The organism is Candidatus Erwinia haradaeae (genome assembly GCF_900698925.1).
In the GTDB taxonomy this organism is placed as follows: domain Bacteria; phylum Pseudomonadota; class Gammaproteobacteria; order Enterobacterales; family Enterobacteriaceae; genus Erwinia_E; species Erwinia_E haradaeae_I.
This window is the reverse complement of sequence record NZ_LR217713.1, coordinates 475,233-498,743: the sequence shown is the minus strand read 5'-3', so window position 1 is coordinate 498,743 and position 23,511 is coordinate 475,233. Positions and strand designations below refer to the sequence as shown.

12 protein-coding genes are annotated in these 23,511 nt (G+C 31.6%); 6 read left to right on the top strand and 6 right to left on the bottom strand.

Translation table 11 applies throughout. The features are described 5' to 3' along the window. Positions 1-258: 258 nt before the first annotated feature. Positions 259-615 carry a dihydroneopterin aldolase gene (folB, locus tag HACICURV3402_RS01500; protein WP_157992592.1) on the bottom strand — a complete coding sequence of 119 codons (357 nt, stop codon included), beginning with the start codon at positions 613-615 and terminating at the stop codon, positions 259-261. Between the two features lie 690 nt (positions 616-1,305). Further along, complete coding sequence (tsaD, locus tag HACICURV3402_RS01495) at positions 1,306-2,322, bottom strand: tRNA (adenosine(37)-N6)-threonylcarbamoyltransferase complex transferase subunit TsaD (RefSeq protein ID WP_157992591.1); 1,017 nt, start codon at positions 2,320-2,322, stop codon at positions 1,306-1,308. A 327-nt stretch (positions 2,323-2,649) separates the two neighbouring features. Here tsaD and rpsU point away from each other — a divergent pair, with 327 nt between their 5' ends. The 3 genes from rpsU (at position 2,650) to rpoD (ending at position 6,860) form a co-directional block, all read left to right on the top strand. After that, positions 2,650-2,865 (top strand): 30S ribosomal protein S21, encoded by a 216-nt coding sequence (gene rpsU, locus HACICURV3402_RS01490; protein ID WP_157990974.1) that lies wholly within the window; start codon positions 2,650-2,652, stop codon positions 2,863-2,865. A gap of 145 nt (positions 2,866-3,010) precedes the next feature. Further along, positions 3,011-4,753: a DNA primase gene (gene dnaG, locus HACICURV3402_RS01485; protein ID WP_157992590.1), complete on the top strand. Its 1,743-nt coding sequence runs from the start codon at positions 3,011-3,013 to the stop codon at positions 4,751-4,753. A 268-nt stretch (positions 4,754-5,021) separates the two neighbouring features. Next, the gene (rpoD, locus tag HACICURV3402_RS01480) at positions 5,022-6,860 is read left to right on the top strand and encodes an RNA polymerase sigma factor RpoD (protein WP_157992589.1); all 1,839 of its coding nucleotides are present in this window, start codon (positions 5,022-5,024) and stop codon (positions 6,858-6,860) included. A 332-nt stretch (positions 6,861-7,192) separates the two neighbouring features. Here rpoD and lon read toward each other — a convergent pair whose 3' ends face one another. Together lon and ligA are read right to left on the bottom strand one after the other, a co-directional pair. Beyond that, positions 7,193-9,547 carry an endopeptidase La gene (lon, locus tag HACICURV3402_RS01475; protein WP_157992588.1) on the bottom strand — a complete coding sequence of 785 codons (2,355 nt, stop codon included), beginning with the start codon at positions 9,545-9,547 and terminating at the stop codon, positions 7,193-7,195. 1,182 nt (positions 9,548-10,729) lie between these two features. After that, on the bottom strand, positions 10,730-12,505 hold the full coding sequence (ligA, locus tag HACICURV3402_RS01470; RefSeq protein WP_157992905.1) for an NAD-dependent DNA ligase LigA: 1,776 nt from the start codon (positions 12,503-12,505) through the stop codon (positions 10,730-10,732). Between the two features lie 2,095 nt (positions 12,506-14,600). Between ligA and leuS the strand changes: the two genes are divergently transcribed. The 3 genes from leuS to holA are packed head-to-tail and all read left to right on the top strand — an operon-like array spanning position 14,601 to position 18,827. Continuing rightward, a complete protein-coding gene (gene leuS, locus HACICURV3402_RS01465; RefSeq protein ID WP_157992587.1) occupies positions 14,601-17,183 on the top strand; it encodes a leucine--tRNA ligase in 2,583 nt (860 codons plus the stop codon). A gap of 19 nt (positions 17,184-17,202) precedes the next feature. Beyond that, positions 17,203-17,805, top strand: a complete 603-nt coding sequence (gene lptE / locus HACICURV3402_RS01460; protein WP_157992586.1) for an LPS assembly lipoprotein LptE — start codon at positions 17,203-17,205, stop codon at positions 17,803-17,805. Then, on the top strand, positions 17,805-18,827 hold the full coding sequence (gene holA, locus HACICURV3402_RS01455) for a DNA polymerase III subunit delta (RefSeq protein WP_157992585.1): 1,023 nt from the start codon (positions 17,805-17,807) through the stop codon (positions 18,825-18,827). The genes lptE and holA overlap by 1 nt, the downstream gene beginning before the upstream one ends. Before the next feature lie 914 nt (positions 18,828-19,741). Here holA and HACICURV3402_RS01450 read toward each other — a convergent pair. Continuing rightward, on the bottom strand, positions 19,742-19,912 hold the full coding sequence (locus HACICURV3402_RS01450) for a hypothetical protein (RefSeq protein WP_157992584.1): 171 nt from the start codon (positions 19,910-19,912) through the stop codon (positions 19,742-19,744). Beyond that, on the bottom strand, positions 19,905-21,032 hold the full coding sequence (gene dapE, locus HACICURV3402_RS01445; RefSeq protein WP_157992583.1) for a succinyl-diaminopimelate desuccinylase: 1,128 nt from the start codon (positions 21,030-21,032) through the stop codon (positions 19,905-19,907). The genes HACICURV3402_RS01450 and dapE overlap by 8 nt, the downstream gene beginning before the upstream one ends. Positions 21,033-23,511 lie beyond the last annotated feature (2,479 nt).

The following is a 23,511-nucleotide window of genomic DNA, read 5'->3' as shown; positions in this document are numbered from 1 at the left end:
ATTGTTATCAAGTACAGGGGTTTTTTTACATAACCCAAAAGCAATAAAACCACTATGTAATCAAATTAATCTTTTAATATCAACACATAAATAATTTCTAGTTATTGAAAGCATCTATAACCGCGATGTATTTTAATTTCTAAAAAAATAATACTAAAAATTAATATAGCGATGCTCGATTCCTTAATAGAGCTAAAACTCATATGAAAAATATTAACAATAATTTAACTATTTATAACTAGAATAAGAAGATATTAGCTAAACCAAATTACTACGCTCAATTACTATGCCTACTTGACGCGCTTGCGGTACTGCACCAGATTTACTAACTTTAATACGAATCCATTTCAAGGAGTATTTTTGGAGAAGCATCGTTGCAACCTCTTCTGCTACACGTTCAATCAATGCAAACTTACCTTCACTCACTAAAGTAATAATAGAGCTGACTACATCAGAATAATTAAGACAGTCACTGACATTATCACTTAAAGCTGCTTTTCGGTGATCCCATTTTATATCTACGTCTAATATTAATTGTTGTTTTTTAATTTTTTCCCAATCGTCAACTCCAATAATAGTCATAATACTTAGTTGATCAATATATAAAATATCCATACTATATCTCTTGTCTACAGTGGTTATACATATACACTAGTGGTTATACATATACACCAATAGTGTATTAGTATAGATTAAAGTTATCCTTCAAAAAATTAAACCATATCTATTAATTTTTCTTAGTATCATTTTTATATATTTTGTCTATATTTATTCTTCATTATTATAGGGTTGGTATCTTAAGTAGTCTCTTTATTATTTTATTAACTGCAATCTGCTATCACTCATTGTCAATGAACGTAAATGGTTTGCATGGAGATATAGATAAAAAAGTCTAGAATAATCCATTACGTCTTCAAGTAAGAATTACAATTCTTATTCTTTTTAGTTAAAAATTAGAATACTTTTTCTATTATCTTAAAAGATATAGATCTAGTAGTCTTTATCATCATTTTATATTTATAAATATACAATCACTCTTCGCGTGCCATTTGGGTTAATCTGACTAATGATTTTGATACAATAACACAATCATTGCTCTGATTTTTCTTTTTTAAATCTCACTTCATACGCTTTATTGGTTTATGTCTATCTATATCATTCCTTTCACTATTTTTCAATAAATGTCGAAATTAACCCTCATTCTCACATTAACTGCAATTACCTTAATTCTCCTTATATAATTAACAGAACATTAACATGAAGAATAGGACAATTATTCTTTTAGATAATAATAAAAACGCCAATTTAAATTGGAGGTAAATCTGATAGCAACCATTTTGGATAAACAGTAATACTAAGATTAGAACTGATCCTCTTACTATTCAGGCGAATCATGCCTACATAAGCAATCATAGCCCCATTATCAGTGCAAAACTCTGGACGAACGTAAAAAACTTGTTCTCCGCGCTGATTCATAGTCTTAGTAATTTTGCTACGTAATTTTTGGTTAGCACTAACCCCACCTGCAATAACTAATCTCTTAAAACCGGTTTGGTCTAAAGCTCGACAACACTTTATTAATAAAGTATCAACTACTGCATCCTCAAAAGCACGGGCAATATCTGCATATGTTTGTCTACTATTATCATTTTTACCTATAGTACGAGCTACACATGTCTTTAATCCAGAAAAACTAAAATCTAATCCAGGTCGGTTTGTCATTGGACGCGGAAAAATAAAACGATTCTTTACACCACATTTAGCTATATCAGATAACATAGGTCCGCCTGGATAACCTAATCCTAAAAGCTTAGCTGTTTTATCAAACGCTTCACCTGCTGAGTCATCAAGTGATTGCCCCAATACAGTATATTTACCAAAATCTGTTGCACTGATTAACTGAGTATGACCACCAGAAACTAATAATGCTATAAATGGAAAAACTGGTGGATTATCTTCTAACATAGGAGAAAGGAGATGACCTTCCATGTGATGTATAGCGATAGAAGGAACATTCCAAGAAAATGCCAATGAACAACCAATGCAGGCTCCTACCAATAAAGATCCAATTAGCCCAGGTCCAGCAGTATAAGCAACTGCATTAATATCATTTCCCTTTAATCCAGATTCTTGTAGGGCTGCCTGGATCAATGGCACTATTTTCCTCATGTGATCACGAGAAGCTAGTTCAGGAACTACACCACCATAATGGGAATGTAATTGAGCTTGACTATAAAGTTGATTCGAAAGTAATCCTAATACAGAATCATAAATAGCAATGCCAGTGTCATCACAAGACGTTTCAATACCCAATACACGCATAAATTCTTCTCTTATTATTTTTTTTATTGCACAACATAAGATGACATATTATAACATGAAAAAATTTCAGGACAGACAGCCAATCTTCTTCTATTTCATTTACAAAACTAATCGATCCTTGCTCCATCTAATATTAATCTGATTTGAACTAAAATTTAGATGAAAAATATGATCTTTAGATCAGTGGTTTACTAAAAAACAAACTTATATACAAGTAATATGATACTATATTGTCTTATAATACAACCTATGTTAGAGTCATTTAAACAAATTTATCCATATTGTATTAACATCAATAACAACTGAATGCTTTGAGGTAAGAAGTACATGCCCGTAATAAAAGTACGTGAAAATGAGCCATTCGACATTGCGCTACGTCGATTTAAACGATCTTGTGAAAAAGCAGGGGTACTAGCCGAAGTTCGTCGTCGTGAGTTTTATGAAAAACCAACAACTGAGCGAAAACGAGCTCAAGCATCTGCAGTAAAGCGTTATGCAAAAAAACTAGTACGTGAAAATATACGTCGTGCACGCCTCTATTAATTAATTGATTGATTAATTACAAGATGCGTCTGCCAAATTAAAAAAAATGTATTTTCTAATCCGTGTTTTTAAGGAAGTGCGGATTAGTTCTCTTTATCATATGCAAGCGATAAAGATCAGATAATACAGGATGTATAATAATCTTATGACGGGGCGGATTCCAGTTTTATTTATTAAAAATTTATTAGAAAGAACAGATATCGTAAGTTTTATTAACTCTCATATTAAATTAAAAAAACTCGGTAAAAATTACAATGCATGCTGTCCCTTTCATAATGAAAAAACCCCTTCTTTTACTGTAAATCGTGAAAAACAGTTTTATCACTGCTTTGGTTGTGGAGCTCATGGTAATGTCATCGACTTTCTTATTCATTATGAACATTTAAATTTTATTGAAAGCATTGAAGAATTAGCAAATATACATGGTCTCCAAGTTCCAAATAATGAAAGTAATCAACTAAAACAATCTGAAAGCTACCAACGTCCTTATTTGTATCAATTAATGAATGAATTAAGTAAATTTTATCAACATAAATTATTGCAACAACCAATATCAGAAGCATATAGTTACCTTGCACGTAGAGGGATCAATAATAACATTATTCAGTATTTTTCTATTGGATTCGCCCCGCCAGGTTGGAATAACGTCTTAAAATATTTTGGGAGCACCTCTTCTCAACGTCAGTTATTAATGAATTCAGGTATGTTAATCACTAATAATCAAAAATGGTCTTATGATCGATTCCGAGATCGAATTATGTTCCCTATTCACGATAAAAGAGGACGAGTAATTGGATTCGGAGGAAGGGCAATCAATAATGAAGTACCAAAATATCTAAACTCTCCCGAAACAGAAATCTTTCATAAAGGTCGTCATTTATATGGCTTATATGAAGTACTAACCAATAACCCTAAACCAAGCAAATTATTAGTAGTTGAAGGCTATATGGATGTACTGACTTTAACTCAATTTGGCGTCTGTTATGCAGTCGCATCTCTCGGCACTTCTACAACATCTGAACATGTTCAGATGTTGTTTCGTCTCACTGATACAGTGATCTGTTGTTATGACGGCGATAAAGCAGGATACCAGGCAGCTTGGCGCACATTAATGATTAGCTTACCGTATATGAACGATGGACGCTCTCTACATTTTATGTTTCTACCTGATAATGAAGATCCTGACACCTTGGTGCGTAAAGAAGGTAAAGAATCCTTTGAAAAACGCATGGACAACGCAACCCCCCTTTCAATCTTTTTGCTTAACACGCTTATATCGAAAGTAGATTTAAGTTTTCCAGAAGGTCGAGCGCGACTCAGCTCGTTAGCACTACCTCTTGTACATCAAATACCAGGTGGTGCTTTACGTGTCTATCTGCGTCAAGAATTAGGACATAGATTAGGTTTGCTTGACGATAAGCAGCTTGATCACTCTGTTTTAAGAAAAGAAAAAAATAAAGAAAGTATTATAAACCCATCAATTAAACACATCACAATACGTATATTAATTAGTCTCTTAATTCACCAACCGAATTTAGTAAAAATGGTTCCTAATCTAGATAAATTAGAGTCGTTGGAAATACCTGGTATACTATTATTTATCGATCTAGTAAAAACCTGTATAACTTATCCTAACTTAAATACAGGTCAGTTACTAGAGCTATATCGGGGAACAAAATTTATCCATCACCTTGAAAGATTGGTAATGTGGAACCACATGGTAATAGATGAGCAAGTCGAAACAATGTTTCTTGATTCTCTCAGGAGAATTTACAATTATGCTTTAGAACGAAAGCTAGAAGAACTAATTGCCTATGATCGATCCAATGGACTGAGTAGTGAGGAAAAACGTGTGCTATGGAAGATAAGTAAAGCTCTAAAAAAATAGTACATAAAGTCAACTTACGATATGATCTCATCTATTAAATAATATTAAAGAACGATCAATATACAAATAAGAATCATTGCTTTACTGACTAGAACGGAAAGTAATGTGATTATAATTAAATATAATAAAGTCAGTGTTTAGTGAGTTTTTACTTAAAACTCAACACCACTATAACGGGTCATAACAGTAACTGCAACGACCCATACTATTATTCTTGGAATCTTAGTCAACCAAGAGAATCTAATTAAAGAATTATGGACGCCGTCTTATGGAGCAAAACCCGCAATCACAGCTGAAGCTACTCGTTACTCGTGGTAAGGAACAAGGCTATCTTACCTATGCTGAGGTTAATGACCATCTTCCAGAAGATATTATCGATTCTGATCAGATCGAGGATATTATCCAGGTGATTAATAACATGGGTATTCAAGTTTTAGAGGAAGCACCTGATGTTGATGAGTTAATGTTAAATGATAATAGCAGTGATACTGATGAAGATGCTGCTGAAGCAGCCGCTCAAGTGTTATCTAGTGTCGAGTCTGAAATTGGACGCACCACCGATCCAGTTCGTATGTATATGCGTGAGATGGGTACAGTTGAATTATTAACACGTGAGGGCGAAATCGATATCGCAAAACGTATTGAGGATGGAATTAATCAAGTCCAATGCTCTGTTGCGGAATATCCTGAAGCAATTACATATTTACTGGAACAATATGATCGCGTCCAGGCAGGAGAAGCTCGTCTATCTGATCTGATTACTGGTTTCGTTGATCCTAATGCGGAAGAAGACATCTCTTCGTCTCCTATGCATATAGGACCCGAATTATCCACAAACGATCATGAGAATGATGAAGAAGAAGAACCTAGCGACAGCGATGCGGAGGATGAGCATAGTATCGATGTTGAACTAGCAAGTGAAAAATTTACTGACTTGCGTCATCAATATGAAATGACGCGCTCTGTTATTAAAATGAGAACCCGAAACCATACGGAAGCACTTGAAGAAATCCAAAACCTATCAGATGTCTTCAAGCAGTTCCGTCTTGTACCAAAGCAATTTGATTTATTAGTTAACAGCATGCGTATAATGATGGATCGCGTTCGAACTCAAGAACGCATGATCATTAAGTTATGTGTTGATTTATGTAAAATGCCGAAGAAACATTTTATCACCATGTTTTCTGGTCATGAAACAAATGGAATATGGTTTCAATCCGCCATAGATATGAATAAACGATGGTCAGAAAAGTTGAAAGACGTTTCAGATGATGTCGCGCGAAGCTTGCAAAAATTACAGCAAATTGAAGATGAAACAGGGCTCACCATTGAGCAAGTAAAAGACATTAACCGTCGAATGTCTATTGGAGAAGCCAAAGCTCGTCGAGCAAAGAAAGAAATGGTTGAGGCAAATCTACGTCTAGTTATATCTATTGCTAAAAAATATACTAATCGTGGACTGCAATTTCTAGATCTAATTCAAGAGGGTAATATTGGACTGATGAAAGCAGTCGATAAATTTGAATATCGACGTGGTTATAAATTTTCAACTTATGCTACCTGGTGGATTCGACAAGCTATTACTCGCTCTATCGCAGATCAAGCGCGTACTATCCGTATTCCAGTACACATGATTGAAACTATTAATAAACTCAATCGAATTTCACGACAGATACTACAAGAAATAGGACGAGAACCTACAGCAGAAGAATTAGCTGAACGCCTTATGATGCCAGAAGATAAAATCAGAAAAGTAATGAAAATTGCTAAAGAACCAATCTCGATGGAATCTCCTATAGGAGATGATGAAGATTCGCATCTTGGTGATTTTATTGAAGATACTACATTAGAACTCCCATTAGAATCCGCAACCTCTGAAAGTCTTCGTTCAGCTACTCATGAAGTTTTATCTGGTCTCACTGCGCGTGAAGCTAAAGTTTTACGGATGCGCTTTGGTATCGATATGAATACTGATCATACCTTGGAAGAAGTTGGAAAACAATTTGATGTTACACGTGAGCGCATCCGACAAATTGAAGCCAAAGCGCTTCGTAAACTGCGTCATCCTAGTCGCTCTGAAGTTCTCCGAAGCTTTTTGGATGATTAAATTTTTACTTTAAGTAAAGTACGATAGTTTCTTGTAGAGAAATATTAATATGGTAATATCATGACTATTTTTATTTATATTATGCTTATATCTCTAACTATTCGTAGAGTAATGTTTATATAACTGTATCAATAATAATTAATTAGACTTATTCTAGAGCGCTTAGTATATGTCAAATAAATTATTATAGACCAGTCGTGTCTAGTATAAATTTTTTAATGAACTAGTTTCTCAATATAAATCTTATTATCGATTTATCTAGGATTCTATCCTACAAATACATACTATCATAAATATAGTAGATATAAGTAATATAGTAGATATAAGTCGAGTCACATGTTCTCGAGAATGCTATCGGGTAAAGACGCTCTTTTTAATGCATAACTCAACACTTCTTCAATGCACATAACTAGCTTAATCTCAATGTCAGCAATGATGTTGTCTGGAATCTCTTCCAGATCACGCTTATTTTCGTTGGGAATAAGCACTGTCTTAATTCCTCCGCGGTGGGCTGCTAAGAGTTTCTCTTTCAACCCACCAATAGGTAAAACTTGACCTCGTAAAGTAATTTCACCAGTCATAGCAACATTAGAACGAACTGGGTTTCCAGTAAGGCTGGAAACTAGTGCGGTGCACATTGCAACACCTGCGCTTGGCCCATCTTTTGGTGTTGCCCCTTCTGGCACATGCACGTGAATGTCTTGTTTCTCATAAAAATCACTTTTGATTCCTAGTTTTTTTGTCCGAGCTCTAACCACTGTTAATGCAGCTTGAATCGATTCCTGCATTACTTCTCCAAGGGAGCCTGTGTAAGTTAGCTTACCCTGACCTGGAACGCATACTGTTTCTATCGTCAATAAATCACCACCAACTTCTGTCCACGCCAGTCCCGTGACTTGTCCTACTCGATCTTGGTTGTCAGCTCGACCATAATTGTAACGTTGTATGCCTAGATAATCTTTTAAATTATTAGAATCAATTCTAATATGTTTAATTGCCTTTGTCATGAGAAGAATTTTAACTGCTTTTCTGCATAATTTTGATAACTCACGCTCTAGATTGCGCACGCCAGCTTCACGCGTATAGTAACGAATAATGCTAATTATAGCACTTTCATCAATGGTTAGTTCATCTTCCCTTAAAGCATGGCGTCCCGTTTGCTTGGCTAACAGATGTTGTTTAGCAATATTGAGTTTTTCATCTTCTGTATAACCGGATAAACGAATTACTTCCATACGATCTAGTAATGGTGCAGGAATGTTCATTGAATTTGATGTTGCAAAAAACATAACATCAGATAGATCATAATCTACTTCTAGATAATGGTCATTAAAAGAAACATTCTGCTCTGGATCAAGCACTTCTAGCAGAGCCGAAGAAGGATCTCCACGCATATCTGATGACATCTTGTCAATTTCATCTAACAAAAATAATGGATTTTTTACTCCTACTTTTGCCATTTTTTGAATTAATTTTCCAGGCATTGACCCAATATACGTACGACGATGTCCACGAATTTCTGCTTCATCTCGGATACCTCCTAGCGCCATACGAACATATTTTCTTCCAGTCGCTTTAGCAACAGATTGACCTAAAGATGTTTTACCTACACCAGGTGGTCCAACTAAACAAAGAATTGGGCCCTTTGCTTTATTGACGCGATTCTGTACAGCTAGATATTCAATAATTCGATCTTTTACGCGTTCTAAACCAAAATGATCAACATCTAAGGTTTCTTGAGCTTTTCTTAGATCTTTCTTTACCTTACTACGAACACTCCATGGTACTTGAACCATCCAGTCAATATATCCACGCACAACTGTTGCTTCTGCTGACATAGGGGACATTGTTTTTAACTTTTGTAATTCAGATTCAGTTTTCTCCCTAGCTTCTTTCGGCATTTTAGAGCTATCAATCTTACGTCTTAATATTTCATGTTCATCCGGAGATTCATCCATATCACCTAATTCTTTCTGAATAGCCTTCATTTGCTCATTTAGATAGTATTCGCGTTGACTTTTTTCCATTTGTTTTTTAACACGACTACGAATACGTTGTTCAACTTCTAATAAATCAATCCCTGACTCCATCATTGCCATTAAATACTCCAAACGTTCACTAACATCTGACATTTCTAATATGGACTGCTTATCCGCTAACTTTAATGGCATGTGTGCAGCGACAGTATCTGCCAAACGTGCTGCGTCATCAATGCTATTAATAGATGTTAAGACTTCAGGTGGAATTTTTTTGTTTAACTTAATATATCCTTCGAATTGATTAATAGCAGTTCGTACCAATACTTCTTGTTCACGTTCTTCAATTTTAGGGGAAACAAGATACTCTGCTTTAGCTGTAAAATGATCACCATTATCAGATAATTTTGTTATATGAGCACGCTGTAAACCCTCAACAAGAACTTTTACAGTACCGTCGGGTAACTTTAGCATCTGCAAGACAGAGGCCACAGTACCAACTGAAAATAAATCCTGAATACTAGGGTTGTCCGTAGAAGCCTCTTTCTGGGCAACTAACATGATCTTATTATCATGATCAATAGCGGTTTCAAGACAGCAAATAGACTTTTCTCGTCCAACAAACAACGGAATCACCATATGAGGATAAACAACAACATCCCGCAAGGGTAAGACAGGAATTTCAATATGCTTAATACGCTCAGGATTCATAGAGCTCTCTCTCTTAGTTTAATTTTAGCCTGAGTAAAGCAGGACTGCAAAATGCAGACAAAATAAGTTTTTTAATCCAATTGAATCCACAAGTACATAGGTATATGGGGATGAATTTAATAGATTCAATATTAAAGCAGGGAGAAAGGAACTAAGTAGATTTTTTCCCGCATTCTAGTAAAAATTATTAGAAGGAATAAATAAGATGCTATCTACTATTAACATAATGGTATGTTATTCCTAATAAAATTTGGAATTTTTCACACAGAAATCTAATTTAAATCTTGAGTAACTCATAACCATCAGGTTTTTAATACAAGTCTTTTTTACTAAATCATAAATCAATAGTTGTGTGTCATTGACAATGATATCTGTACTGATTAACGATACATCGTAATAACTGTGTTATTAATTAAATATAAAAATATTAATTTCTATATACTCATATATATAATTAAATTTCTCTTCTGAATGCAAACAACCTAAACACTTCTGATCAATACTATTTAATAATTAAGATTATATCATGTTTTATCTAATCTCTAATATATTGTTATATTACATTCAATCCGTGCATTCATCTTACCACTAATTTTTTAACAGATTTTATTTATATGCATCAGACATATTTGGGTATTAGTCTGTATAAATATTTATTTATATAAATCAACTGATCAGCGATCATATAATTATATAAATTTATCGCTTTAATTTTTAATTTTGTGCATGTAACTTAGATGAAAGATTTCCATCAACAAAATATAACTTATCATTGTGTTTGTGGTATCATCTGAAATATAAAGAAAATTAATCTATAAAATTTTTACTGAAACATTTACTAATATTCTAAAAAATTAGAGTTCTTAGCATATGAGTCTGTCAGTTGCATTATAATTCTTATTATATAAATAATTACTTGCAAAGAGCATAATAAAGATATGACCCTATGATTCTATCATAATAAAATTATATATCTTCATTATCCAGTCCTTTTAAAAACTTCCACATAATTCTCATACTAGATTCATTAGAATCTTTTTACAATTGCATACGATTCTATTTTTAGAATTACAATATTAAGTATAACATTGTATGTTTATATAATATTGAAAATATATTCTATAAATATCGTTAAATCAATTATTTAAATTATATTTTTACCTAATGATTCTCTGTTAGTTTTTAATGTAATCCCACTATGGGCATCCAAGTGATTCCAATATCCTTTATCAATATATGAAGAACTTGACGATTATTTTCTTCGTTGAAAAAGTGTCGTATTTGTCTAGCAACCACTTTTCCTATACCATTTACTAAAATTAAATCATCTATGTTAGCATTCATTAATGCATCTAAAGTTTGGAAATGAACTGCTAAATTAACTGCAGTTGTCTGTCCAATGTTAGAAATCCCAAGAGCATACAAAAAACGCGAAAATGTAGTTTTTTTTGCTTTCTCTAATTCATCTACTAAATATTGCGCTGCTTTAGGCCCCATACGCTCCATTTCACTCAGCTGACTAACCGTTAGATAAAATAAATCAGCTAAATTTGTAACATATTTTTTCTCCACTAATTGAGTAATGATTCTTTCACCTATGCCGTGAATATTTAAAGCTCTTCGTGATACAAAATGTTTTAAAGCTCCTTTCAGCTGCGCGCTGCAAGTAAGCCCATTAGTACAATACATGCCCATTTCTCCCTTTGCGCGCTTTAACACGGATCCGCATGCGGGACACATAATTGGAATCACCACTTCATGTCTTTGAGAATTTCTACCAATTATACTAACAATCTGAGGAATCACATCACCTGCTCTGCGGATAGTAACACGATCTCCAATTCTAATTCCTAATCTACTAATTGAGCTAGTATTATACAACGTAGCACTGCTTACTATTACTCCAGAAATACTGACTGGCTCTAATTGAGCCACCGGCGTAAGAACACCGGTTCGACCTACTTGGAAATCTATATCACGAACGGTGGTAATTTTTTCTTGAGCTGGAAATTTAAAAGCCACTGCCCATCGAGGGGCGTGTGTAATACATCCCAGCTTCTTTTGTAATAATAAGTTATCAATTTTAATTACTACGCCATCAATATCATAATCCAGAAAAGGTCGGTTAATTTGCATGTGATCATAAAACTCTAATACTTCATCTTGGGTATCAAGAAGACGCGTATGTTCACTAACCGGCAAACCCCAGTCTTGAAATTTTTTCAGACACTTTATATGACTAGTTGGCATTGTTCCTCCCTCCACAAGCCCTAGTCCATAGCAAATAAAACTAAGTTGACGTTTACGCGTAATACGTGGATCCATTTGACGCAATGATCCCGCAGCAGCATTACGAGGATTAGAAAAAACTTTATGTCCACGGGATAATGCTTCATAATTTATTTTTTTAAAATGCGAAAGCAACATAAATGCTTCTCCTCGCACCTCAAGACTCTCTGGGATATTATGTCCATTTAAATAATATGGAATAGTTTTAATCATTCGTATATTATTAGTAATATTTTCTCCATTTCTACCATCTCCACGAGTAGAGGCTCGGACCAACTTCCTATCTTTATATAGTAAACTAACTGCAAGACCATCAAATTTTAACTCACAACAAAGTCTGATTCGATCCGAATCATGTAGCTCGTCCTTTATTCGTTTATGAAAAGCTAGATAACTATTTTTGTCAATAACATTATCTAATGATAGCATGGGTACTTCATGATATACTTTTTTTAAAGTATTTCGTGAAATAGGAGAAGCACCAATACATTGAGTCGGTGAGTCAGCCATTAGGAACTTCGGATGCTGCTTTTCTAATACACGAAGTTCGTTGATTAGTAGATCATATTCAGCATCTGAAATTTCCGGTTGATCCATCATGTGGTATTGATATTGATAATGACGAAGAAGCATTTGAAGATTAGTAATTTTATCTTTTATAGAATCTATCATATAACACCATTCCTACCAATAATACCACCATTAAAAAATAGAAAAAATCCACACTAGTGACTCAAAATAATGAACGAAAGACATTATTTAATATAATCACGATTATACAAATTTTTCTCTACAAATTACTTCTACATTATCCTATCTTTAATAGGATTATTATCCTATCATTCCTGTATATATTATCATGATCGAAATAATTAATAATACATTTTTCAATATTAGGGTATTGATCCTAAACATAATTATGTTAACAAATCTAATCCTCTCTACACTAATCATTAAACAGCGTAAATAAACTAATAAATATAATAAACTCAATAAATTAAAATGAAATACTTGTTTATTCAGTTCATAATATTCTGTGATATTATTCAATAATAAGGCAAGATAAGTCTCATTATAAAGCGTACTAACTTTATATAATTTTTTATAGATTAAGTAAAATTTATACCAAAAACCAATATGCGTGTTTTATACAAACCATTCTTTAATATACATAATCTTTATCAATCAAATTATATATAAATTGAAATTATATATTCATGACATTTTGCTAGAAAATAATCTATTCACAACATAATAGTAAATATTCTAAAATAGACTATGTATTACAATATTTTACTGAATATATTAACTGTTAATTATCTCTAATTTTAAGGATAGACGAGTCACTTAACTATGTCTTCCCACATTAAGAACTATATCCTCTAATTTTTCTTAAAAAAATAAAAAAACATATTTTCTTGTAAGTTATTCCTGTAAATACAGATACAGATGTCATCGGATTGATTTCCAGTCAGAATGTAATATTAAAGACTAAAAAAACTAAAGCGTTCAGTCATTAAGCTCTCTGTTTTCATTAAAGGTAGAATCAGAGTATGATAACTATATTTGTATTATACATATACAGAATGTGTATAATATATATACATCATGGCTTATCTTAGCTATATGTTTCATAGCTGATCTGAAAAATAAGATTTATTTTCTATATTGAGATGTATAACAATCCTATTGTATTTGATTCTTATCTTTTGTAATAAAATGTTTAAGAATAAAGTAAGTAACATTAATTACTCACTCTTTTATTATCATGAATCTCAATTCAAGATATTACAATCAGGAATGAAAACACCATTTTATAGTTAACATTATTATAACATTGTTATAGCTATATCTCCTAACCATGGAAGATAAAAACAACTAAACCAATTCCATAATAATGTCTCTTTAGTTAAATACAATAATAATGATTTTCTTATGTCTAAAATTACATCTATTTTTAAATATTGCTTGCCGTAGTGTTCCTAAAACTAAATGAGGTATTATAAATATTATCATCCTGCTCTAAGTCACCTAAATAATATGCTATTACCAAAGATTAGGTCTTATTCTGATATATATTTTTTCTGATATATATTTTTTCGAAGAGCCAGCAAATAACTTCCAATTTTTTTAAGTAATTGTAAAATACGAACACATAAATATTGTATAATTTTCATTTTTTTATATTAAAAAGAATGCACACTACGAGCTCATATATTGCCACATTATTACTAAAATCATATATTTATCTTATCTATAATTTTACGTCTATTCTCTAATATAGAATATAAACTCATTAATTTCGCTAACTGTGAAAATAATACATACTAATAATATTTATTATTATAAAAAATAATACATAAAACAGATAAAGTTAATAAAAATTATTAGTTTCTTAATCATATTAATATATACCTCAAGTATCATAAAATATTTGTTACTATTTTAATAAACAAATTGAATTGATTTTATAAAAATAAGAAAATAATTAAGAGTACAAATGAAATTATCAATTTCATCTTTTTTCTATACATTCTTAGGCTTTAAAAGCTATAAGTTAGTATATTAAATAATGATATACATATATTATTTTATTTAATAAAAAAAATTTAGTCATGAAAAATTAATCACATCAATATTACAAAATTTTTAGTAAATATCATTACAAAAATCTTGGTATATTTTTGTATTCAAGTACACTTCAAATCAATAATATAGAGTATGTTATTTTTTTAAACCTGATTAGAAAAGGATCGTAAGAGTGATGCAAGAGCAATATTGCCCACATGAAATAGAATCTTTTGTCCAAAAATACTGGGAAGAAAATAAAACATTTCAAGTTTCTGAGAGAGAAGATAAAGAAAAGTATTATTGTCTCTCCATGCTTCCTTATCCATCTGGTCATCTACACATGGGCCATGTACGTAATTATACTATTGGGGATACATTAGCGCGTTATCAACGAATGCTCGGTAAAAATGTATTACAACCTATTGGATGGGATGCTTTTGGGTTACCAGCTGAACGAGCTGCAATAGAAAATGATGTCAAACCATCATCCTGGACCCGTTCGAATATTAACTACATGAAAACTCAAATTCAAGCACTAGGATTTAGTTACGATTGGAGCCGTGAAATTACTACCTGTCAACCAGAATATTACCATTGGGAGCAATGGTTCTTTACTCAGTTATATGAAAAGGGTTTGGTTTATAAAAAAACTGCTGAAGTAAATTGGTGCCCACATGATATGACAGTATTAGCCAATGAACAAGTGATGGATGGTTCTTGCTGGCGCTGTCAATCCAAGGTTGAATTTCGAGAAATCCCACAGTGGTTTATTAAAATAACAAGCTATGCTGAGGAATTACTAAATGATCTGAATCAACTTAGCGAATGGCCAGAAAAAGTTAAAACAATGCAACGGAACTGGATTGGTCGCTCTGAGGGAACTGAGATTAAATTTCCAATTGTAGGTAAAAAAGAAGCGCTATTTATTTATACAACCCGGCTTGATACCTTAATGGGTGTTACCTATCTTGCAGTAGCCATGAATCATCCTTTAGTCAATCAGATTTCTCTCAACAATCCCGCTCTACGTGTCTTTATTTCTACCTGCCGAAAAACTAAAGTATCTGAATCTAACTTAGTTAAATTAGAAAAAAAAGGAATGAACACTGATTTATTTGCAGAACATCCACTGACGGGAGAAAAATTACCAATTTGGGTTGCAAATTATGTACTCATGGAATACGGAACAGGTGCTATTATGGCTACACCAGCCCATAATCAAGCTGATTGGGATTTTGCTATGAAATATCATGTAGCAATTAAAGCTGTCATTCTTAATGCTGATGGTCAAATCCCTGATTTAAAAAAATCAGCAATGACAGAAAAAGGAATCCTCTTTAATTCAGATCAATTTAATGGATTATCCTTTGATAACGCAACTAAAGAGATACAGGATCAACTAATTAAAAAAAATTATGGCCAAAAAATAGTTAAATATCGTCTCCGTGATTGGAGTGTATCACGTCAACGGTATTGGGGAACACCTATACCTATGCTCACTCTTAAGGATGGAGCTATTGTTCCTGTACCCGAATATCAGCTTCCCGTTATCTTACCAGAAGATTTAATAATGAATGGAATTGCTAGCCCAATTAAAACAAATGTAAAATGGGCACAAACCTCTCTTAATGGCCAATTAGCTCTACGAGAGACTGATACCTTTGATACTTTTATTCAATCATCCTGGTACTATGCACGTTATACGTGTCCCAACTATTCCAAAGGTATGTTAGATTCCAAATCCACAAACTATTGGTTACCAGTGGACCAATATGTAGGAGGAATTGAACATGCCATAATGCATCTTCTTTATTTTCGTTTCTTCCATAAACTACTACGTGATGCAGGATTCGTGAGCACTGATGAACCTGCTAAACGTCTTTTATGTCAAGGAATGGTTTTAGCTGATGCTTTCTATCGAATTGGTGATAATGGTGAACATTGTTGGATAGCGCCGAATAATGTTGTTGTAGAGCGTGATACGCAAGGACAAATCATTCAGGCTTTTGATAAAAATGGAGAAAAACTTGTATATGCAGGTATGACTAAAATGTCAAAATCCAAAAAAAACGGTATAAATGTACAATTAATGATAGACCGCTATGGTTCTGATACTATCCGTTTATTTATTATGTTTGCTGCGCCAGCAGACATGCCATTAGAATGGAGAAATTCTGGCGCTGAGGGAGCGCATCGTTTTCTAAAACGAATATGGAAATTAACTAGAAAACATGTCAATCAGGGATTGACCATGATATTAAATGTCAATGCATTAAGCAATCAACAAAAAACACTACGCTGTGCTCTTCATAAAACTATTAGAAAAGTATCTGATGACATAGGACGTCGTCAAACATTTAACACAGCAATTTCAGCCATAATGAAATTATTTAATAAATTAGAGAATGCTCCACAAGAGATGGATCAGGATCGAGCATTAATGCAGGAAGCATTGCTAGCTATAATTCGAATGTTAAATCCATTTACCCCACATATCTGTTTTATTTTATGGAGAAAGTTAGGCGGATATGGAAATATAGATTTTGCTCCATGGCCACAAGTGGAACTAGAAGCAATACAGGAGAATCATCTAACTATAGCAATTCAAGTGAATAATAAAATTAGAGGAACAATCGTTGTCGCTTTAGAATCAACTCAATCACAAATTGAAGCTCTTGCTATAAAAGAGCCTTGTATAGAAAAATATCTTCGTTTCTCTAGGATTCGAAAGATTATTTATGTACCAGGTCAGTTAATTAATCTAATTCTTAACTAGGCTCAAGAGATTTGATATAATGAACTATGTAAAACTCTCACTAACACTCATAATCAGCATGACCATTTCCATCGTTAATGGATGTGGATATCATCTTCATCAAGCTTTCACCACACCAGATTCAATGAAGAATCTTATTGTACATACAGAAGATCTATATAGCCCACTGACAATTGAAGTCTATAAACAACTTAGAAAATATGATGTTAATATCATGACTCAAGAAAGCACGAAAAGAAATATTCCCTCTCTGCATCTTGGTAAAGAAATTCTTCATCGTAATACTACTACAACTTTTTATGATGGAAAAACTGCTGAATATTCTATTGTAATGATTGTAAAAGCACATATAGTAATACCTAGTCAAGGATTCTATCCGATTATTTCTCAAGTATCGAGTTCATTTTTTGAAAACCCACACACTCCTTTGGCAAAAGATGCTGCAGAAAGTCTTATTATTTATGATATACGGCAAAAAGTAGTCAGAGATCTTATTCATCAGATTTCCAAGATTTATATTGAAACAACTAATGCCACAAAACAGTTAAATAATCCAATTACACTAAAAAATTCAGGTCTATCCCATCGTATCAGACCAGATACGTACTGTGATTCTAACTAATGATTCAAATTTATCCTGATAAGCTACATAATAAATTAGCTGAGAAATTAAACAAATGTTACATATTGTATGGATCAAATCTTCTTTTTATTAAAGAATCAAAAGCGGCCATCTATAAAGTGTCTAAAAATCAAGGTTTTACAGAACGCTTTACAATTTTATTAGATCATAAGACTGATTGGCAAGAAATTTTCTCTATCTTTAAAGAATTTAGTTTATTTTCCAGAAAAAAAATATTATTTCTCATATTACCAGAACAAGGTCCAAATATAGTAATAAAAAAGAAACTTATTGTACTGATTGAATTATTACACAGTGATATAATATTAATATTACAAATCCCAAGATTAACGAAAAGACAAGAAAATGAAGCTTGGTATAAAACTATCTGCACTCACTCAATATTAGTGGTTTGCCAAGAACTAGAGAGGAGAGCAGTACCTTTTTGGATTACCTCCAGAGCAAAGAAACTTAATTTAACACTAGACGATAACTCCAACAAACTACTATGTTACTATTATGAAGGCAATCTTCTTGCGCTGGCTCAAACATTAGACAAATGTGCAATACTATGGCCTAATAGTTATCTTACATCGACCCACATTAAACAAGTGATTCATAACGCAGCATGCTTTAATCCGTTTGACTGGATAAACTCACTATTTCTAGGAAATAGCCAACGCGCACTTCGTATTCTTCGTCAAGTACAAACCACAGATAGTGACTCAGTTATTCTTTTACGAATATTACAAAATGAGCTTCTTGTATTAGTAAAGTTAAAACGAAAGATGCTTTACATGCCGCTTCCCATTCTATTTGATCAGTATCATGTGTGGCAAAAACGTCGTCTCCTATTAAATCACGCACTTCAGCGCCTGGATACTACTAAGCTCACTCATATCTTTACATTATTAACACGGATAGAACTTCTTTTAAAAGAAGAACACAATCCATCAGTTTGGATAGAATTAGAAGCTTTAACATTAACATTCTCAGAGCCTGAGTTCCCATTTAGTTTTTAATATCATACCTAATTATTATAAGTTTTAAACTTAGTTTGGTTGCATTTTAGATTCATTCATTATGACTACCCGAAGCTAGTAGAAAAAATAGATTCCCTTTCGATCTAAATAAGCTATTTCTGTTATCCCATTAAATCTCTCTACACTCTCCGATCGATCGAATAGGAAATTGTCATAGCACGTTCACATAATTAACTTTGATATTAAAGATAACCTCCTGATTTAATATTGATTTGCGTGCAATAAACCGTCGTATCCTTTTATAGATATTAATTAAGTTATCTATTGTACGTAAAGAAAAGGAATAGTTTATTCTCTAGCCTGTACTGTGGGTATCCACAATTGATTAACTATGTAAAAAAATGATATCAATAGGATAAGATCTTATAGATAAGTCATATTTTAGAACCTCAAACATACGGTTATCTAAAAAAATACAACAACCGATAGGATACAGTAATAATTAAGAGCGGATATTACACATGTAATACAAAAATTATTTATCGCTCCATTTCGTCATGTGGATCTAAAAAAGATACTAAAGATATCAATATCCTCTACTGATATTTGTTGAAATCGATATCGAATTTTATCTCATTAGTATCTTTTACCAAAAAGATTAACGCATTTTCTTATCTAAAATAATTATATCAAAATTAATATAGTTAAGCTATACTAGGTTACGCAATAACCTAAATAGAATTTTTTAAAAAATAAGATAAAATTTATATAGCATAATAATACGAACTAAGCAGAGGTAAAGAATCAACTCGCGATTCTCTCTTAATTTTAATACAGACTAACTTCTCTCTTATATCTCCATTATTAACATGTCGAAAGGTGGATCTACAAAATATAATCATGTTACTACTAAATCATCTGCCTTTACTTTATTTACTCTTTAACGACCTTTTTTACTTTGTACGCAACTGCAAGAGGAGGGGGTAACATTCATATCTAGATGATTTTTTCAAATCAATTTCTATTACACCTCTATAGACAAAAGAAGAATAAGCAACATTGATACGATTATCCATAGCTACCAATAATACCCAATACCATGCATATTCACTATCTTTAAGCAACTAACTTCTCCATAATTCTCTGATAGATAAAGCTTAGAATCTTTAAATCAGATTCCTTTACACATTCATTAATTTTGTGAATTGTGGTATTTACTGGACCTAATTCCACTACTTCTGCTCCCATTTTCGCCATAAAGTATCCATCTGAGGTGCCTCCGGTTGTTAAAGTTTTAGGCGTAATCTTGGAATAATGCTTTATTGCATTTACAACTTCATGCAATAGATTACCTTGTTTAGTCAAAAAAGGATGTCTAATAATGTCCCATTGAATGCTATAATTCACTTGGTTCTGATTTAAAATATCCTCGACACGAGATTGAATTATTGAAGAGCTTACTTGAGTATTAAATCGAAAATTAAACTGTGCAAAACAGTTGTCTGGTATAGTATTATTACTTCCAACTCCTGCCTGTATATTAGCGATTTGCATGGAGGTTGGAGAAAAAAACGAATTACCTCGATCCCATTTTATATTGATAAGCTGATGTAAAATCGGTACTATACGATGAATCGGATTATTGGCAACATGTGGATAAGCAACATGGCCTTGAATACCATGCACAAAGAGATTTGCTGTAAGAGAACCACGACGACCATTTTTGATTACATCACCCACCTTTTCATTACTCGATGGTTCTCCTACTAAGCAATAATCTATACATTCATTACGCTCCATTAATCTTTCTACAACCTTTACTGTTCCATTAATCGAACAACCTTCTTCATCAGAAGTAATTAAAAATGCTAAACGACCTCGATGTTGTGGATAAGATTGTACAAATCGCTCTGCAGCAACAATCATAGCAGCTAGAGAGCCTTTCATATCAGCAGTTCCTCGACCGAATAACATCCCATTTTTAGTACATGGCTCAAATGGGGAATACAACCAGCGCTTTATGTCACCTACCGGAGCAACATCAGTATGGCCTGCAAAAACCAGGGTTTTACCTTTTCCTCGTGACGCCCAAAAATTGAATGTGTTTCCAATATTTATTAATTCAATTGTAAAACCCATTGCCTGCAAGCGATCTATTAATATAGGCTGACAGCCTGCATCGTCAGGACTAAGAGAAGGACATCTAACAAGTTGTTTGACAAGATCAATCACTGGACAATACATAATGATCTATATTTCCTGAAGAAATAACTAACTGATATAAAAGGCTCTTTTCTCAATGTGGAATTATACTAACACTATTTTATATGGACAAAAATACATTATATATAATAGTAATGACTGTTAACATGTAGTATTTACAATATAATCTATTTATAAATCCGTATCAGATCAAGATGATTTAATCATAAATAGTATATAATAATCATAAATAGTATATAATATATTCATTCCTAATCAATTTGTTCTAAACAATAAATTTAAATAATACTAAATTTTAATAGTTAATCTTATGTGTATAATGCGTTTTTAGATAAAATAAATTACCAGTCATTCTTTTTATACACACCATAAGAAAACAAGTAACTTATCTAGTATTAATATTATTACTATAGAATACATAAAAAATATTTTCTACTACTCTGTGTATTTCTCCTAACTCAAATACTAGTAATATTATGTCAATCTATATGTTTATCTCTCAATATCAGGATCAGTATGCAACTACATCTAACAATTTATTTAGTTCGAGCAATTTATTTAGTAATATAGACAAATATCTACTACGCATTATTAATATCATGATAGAAACAACCTTTTTTCATGATAGAATGAAATCATTGCAAAATAATAATTAATAGAAAAAATTAGATTTGATTCATAACGTTCTTCTTTCCATAAACTTAATGGCTTTTTTAGTTTGATTGACTTACGTTGTTGAAAACCATATAAGTATTATCTTTGATGGTGAATTAAAAGATCGTCTAATCTTCTGCATATTGTCAATTAAGAGAATAAGTTAAGATTTTTATTAAGTTTTTACAAATATAAATAATTAATTTCTTTTAAAAGAACTAGTTATGGATTAATAGTATAAAATTTTATTGCTTACATATCAGAAAAGTTTATTATCTTGGATTGTGATAAAGTAACATATGTTTAACCACCAACTAAACTTACAATACAAAACCTTAAAACTTCCATTTTGAATTTTATTTTGTTGTCAATCAATAATTGAATTCCTTATAAATAATCTGTTATATCTCTAATAGATCTGCTCTAGTAATATTAGAGATGATCAAATAATTACTAAATTTTTAATAAAATAAACTAATCTGAATCATTGCAAAACTTATAAAGTTTCTATTACAATCACATATTCATGCTAAATAACAATAATTCAGAAAGTAGGGATGCACATTTATAATGTAGTTACAATATTATAACGAAATTACCCTTATTTTTCAATATTTTCATCTATATTTATTTTGTAATTATTCATCTCATCTATACTATTTTATCGCGTTTGAATCATTTGAAAAAATGAATTAGATATTATATCCTAATTCACTCAATAATGATAAAAATCTATATTTATGTAAATATTAGAAATACCAGTAAGTAAGTCAATAAATTATAAAAAATAAAATAGATAACTAATTCACATATGTAGACAATGATAGGTAACTTACTGTTCAGTAATTTTTAGTACAAAACCAACCCCTTGATTAATTATAAGGTAATAATTAAATAAATTAGTATACATTTCTTTATACAATAATCTTATTAAAAAACTTGCAAGCTTGGAAATATTTTGGAAAAACTATGTATAGAAAGTCATATACTTATCAGAGATAGTATATAAATAAATAAAATAAAAGGATTACAAGATTTAAATTATGTTATATAATATATTTCATATTTCACCTAACCAGACATTCAGTAACAATAATTATATCTTTTGTGTAAAAATATTACATTCTCAGATTTTATTAAATCAAGATATATATCTTATAGTAAAATAGCTTACTTTGAATCACAAATTGATTCATAATTAATCTATGATATCATCTTTCTGAAGATAAAAAATATAATTTACTCACAGAGTGTATTTATAAAAAAAACCAATATTCTATAATCTCTACATAATTAACTTGATTAGATTTTTTCTAATCAAGCTTACGTACCATCAGTGTAACTTATGATTTTGTATACAATTTTTGGGAATGATTATTTAACTATTTAAATAATCACAAACATAAAAAAATTTTAGCTCAGAGACTCAATCTATTCTCAGTTGTTTTAGTAAAAAAAATAAAAACTGTATATTTATGTAGCGTGACATGAAAACGATTATAATTTATTTATAAAAAATGAGAGATATGATCTCAATTTTTTATTTTAATAGATAAAAATAATAGGATATTTTAAAAAATAAAAACTATATTCTTGCTATGTTATGTACTAGAATAAAAAAATGATTTATTATTATCTCATACATTATAAATACTCTTCTTATTCTTCTGTAATTTCCAAAAATAGACTAGGCGTATCAATTTAATAAATCCTCTATACTAACGAAATCATACCTTATTTATTCTCTAATCTCATGCGATCAAAAAAGTATGATAAATCTATAGAGTATCTCAGATTTAGTATCAAATATTGACAATAAATCAACCAATAAAAATTAATATAACCA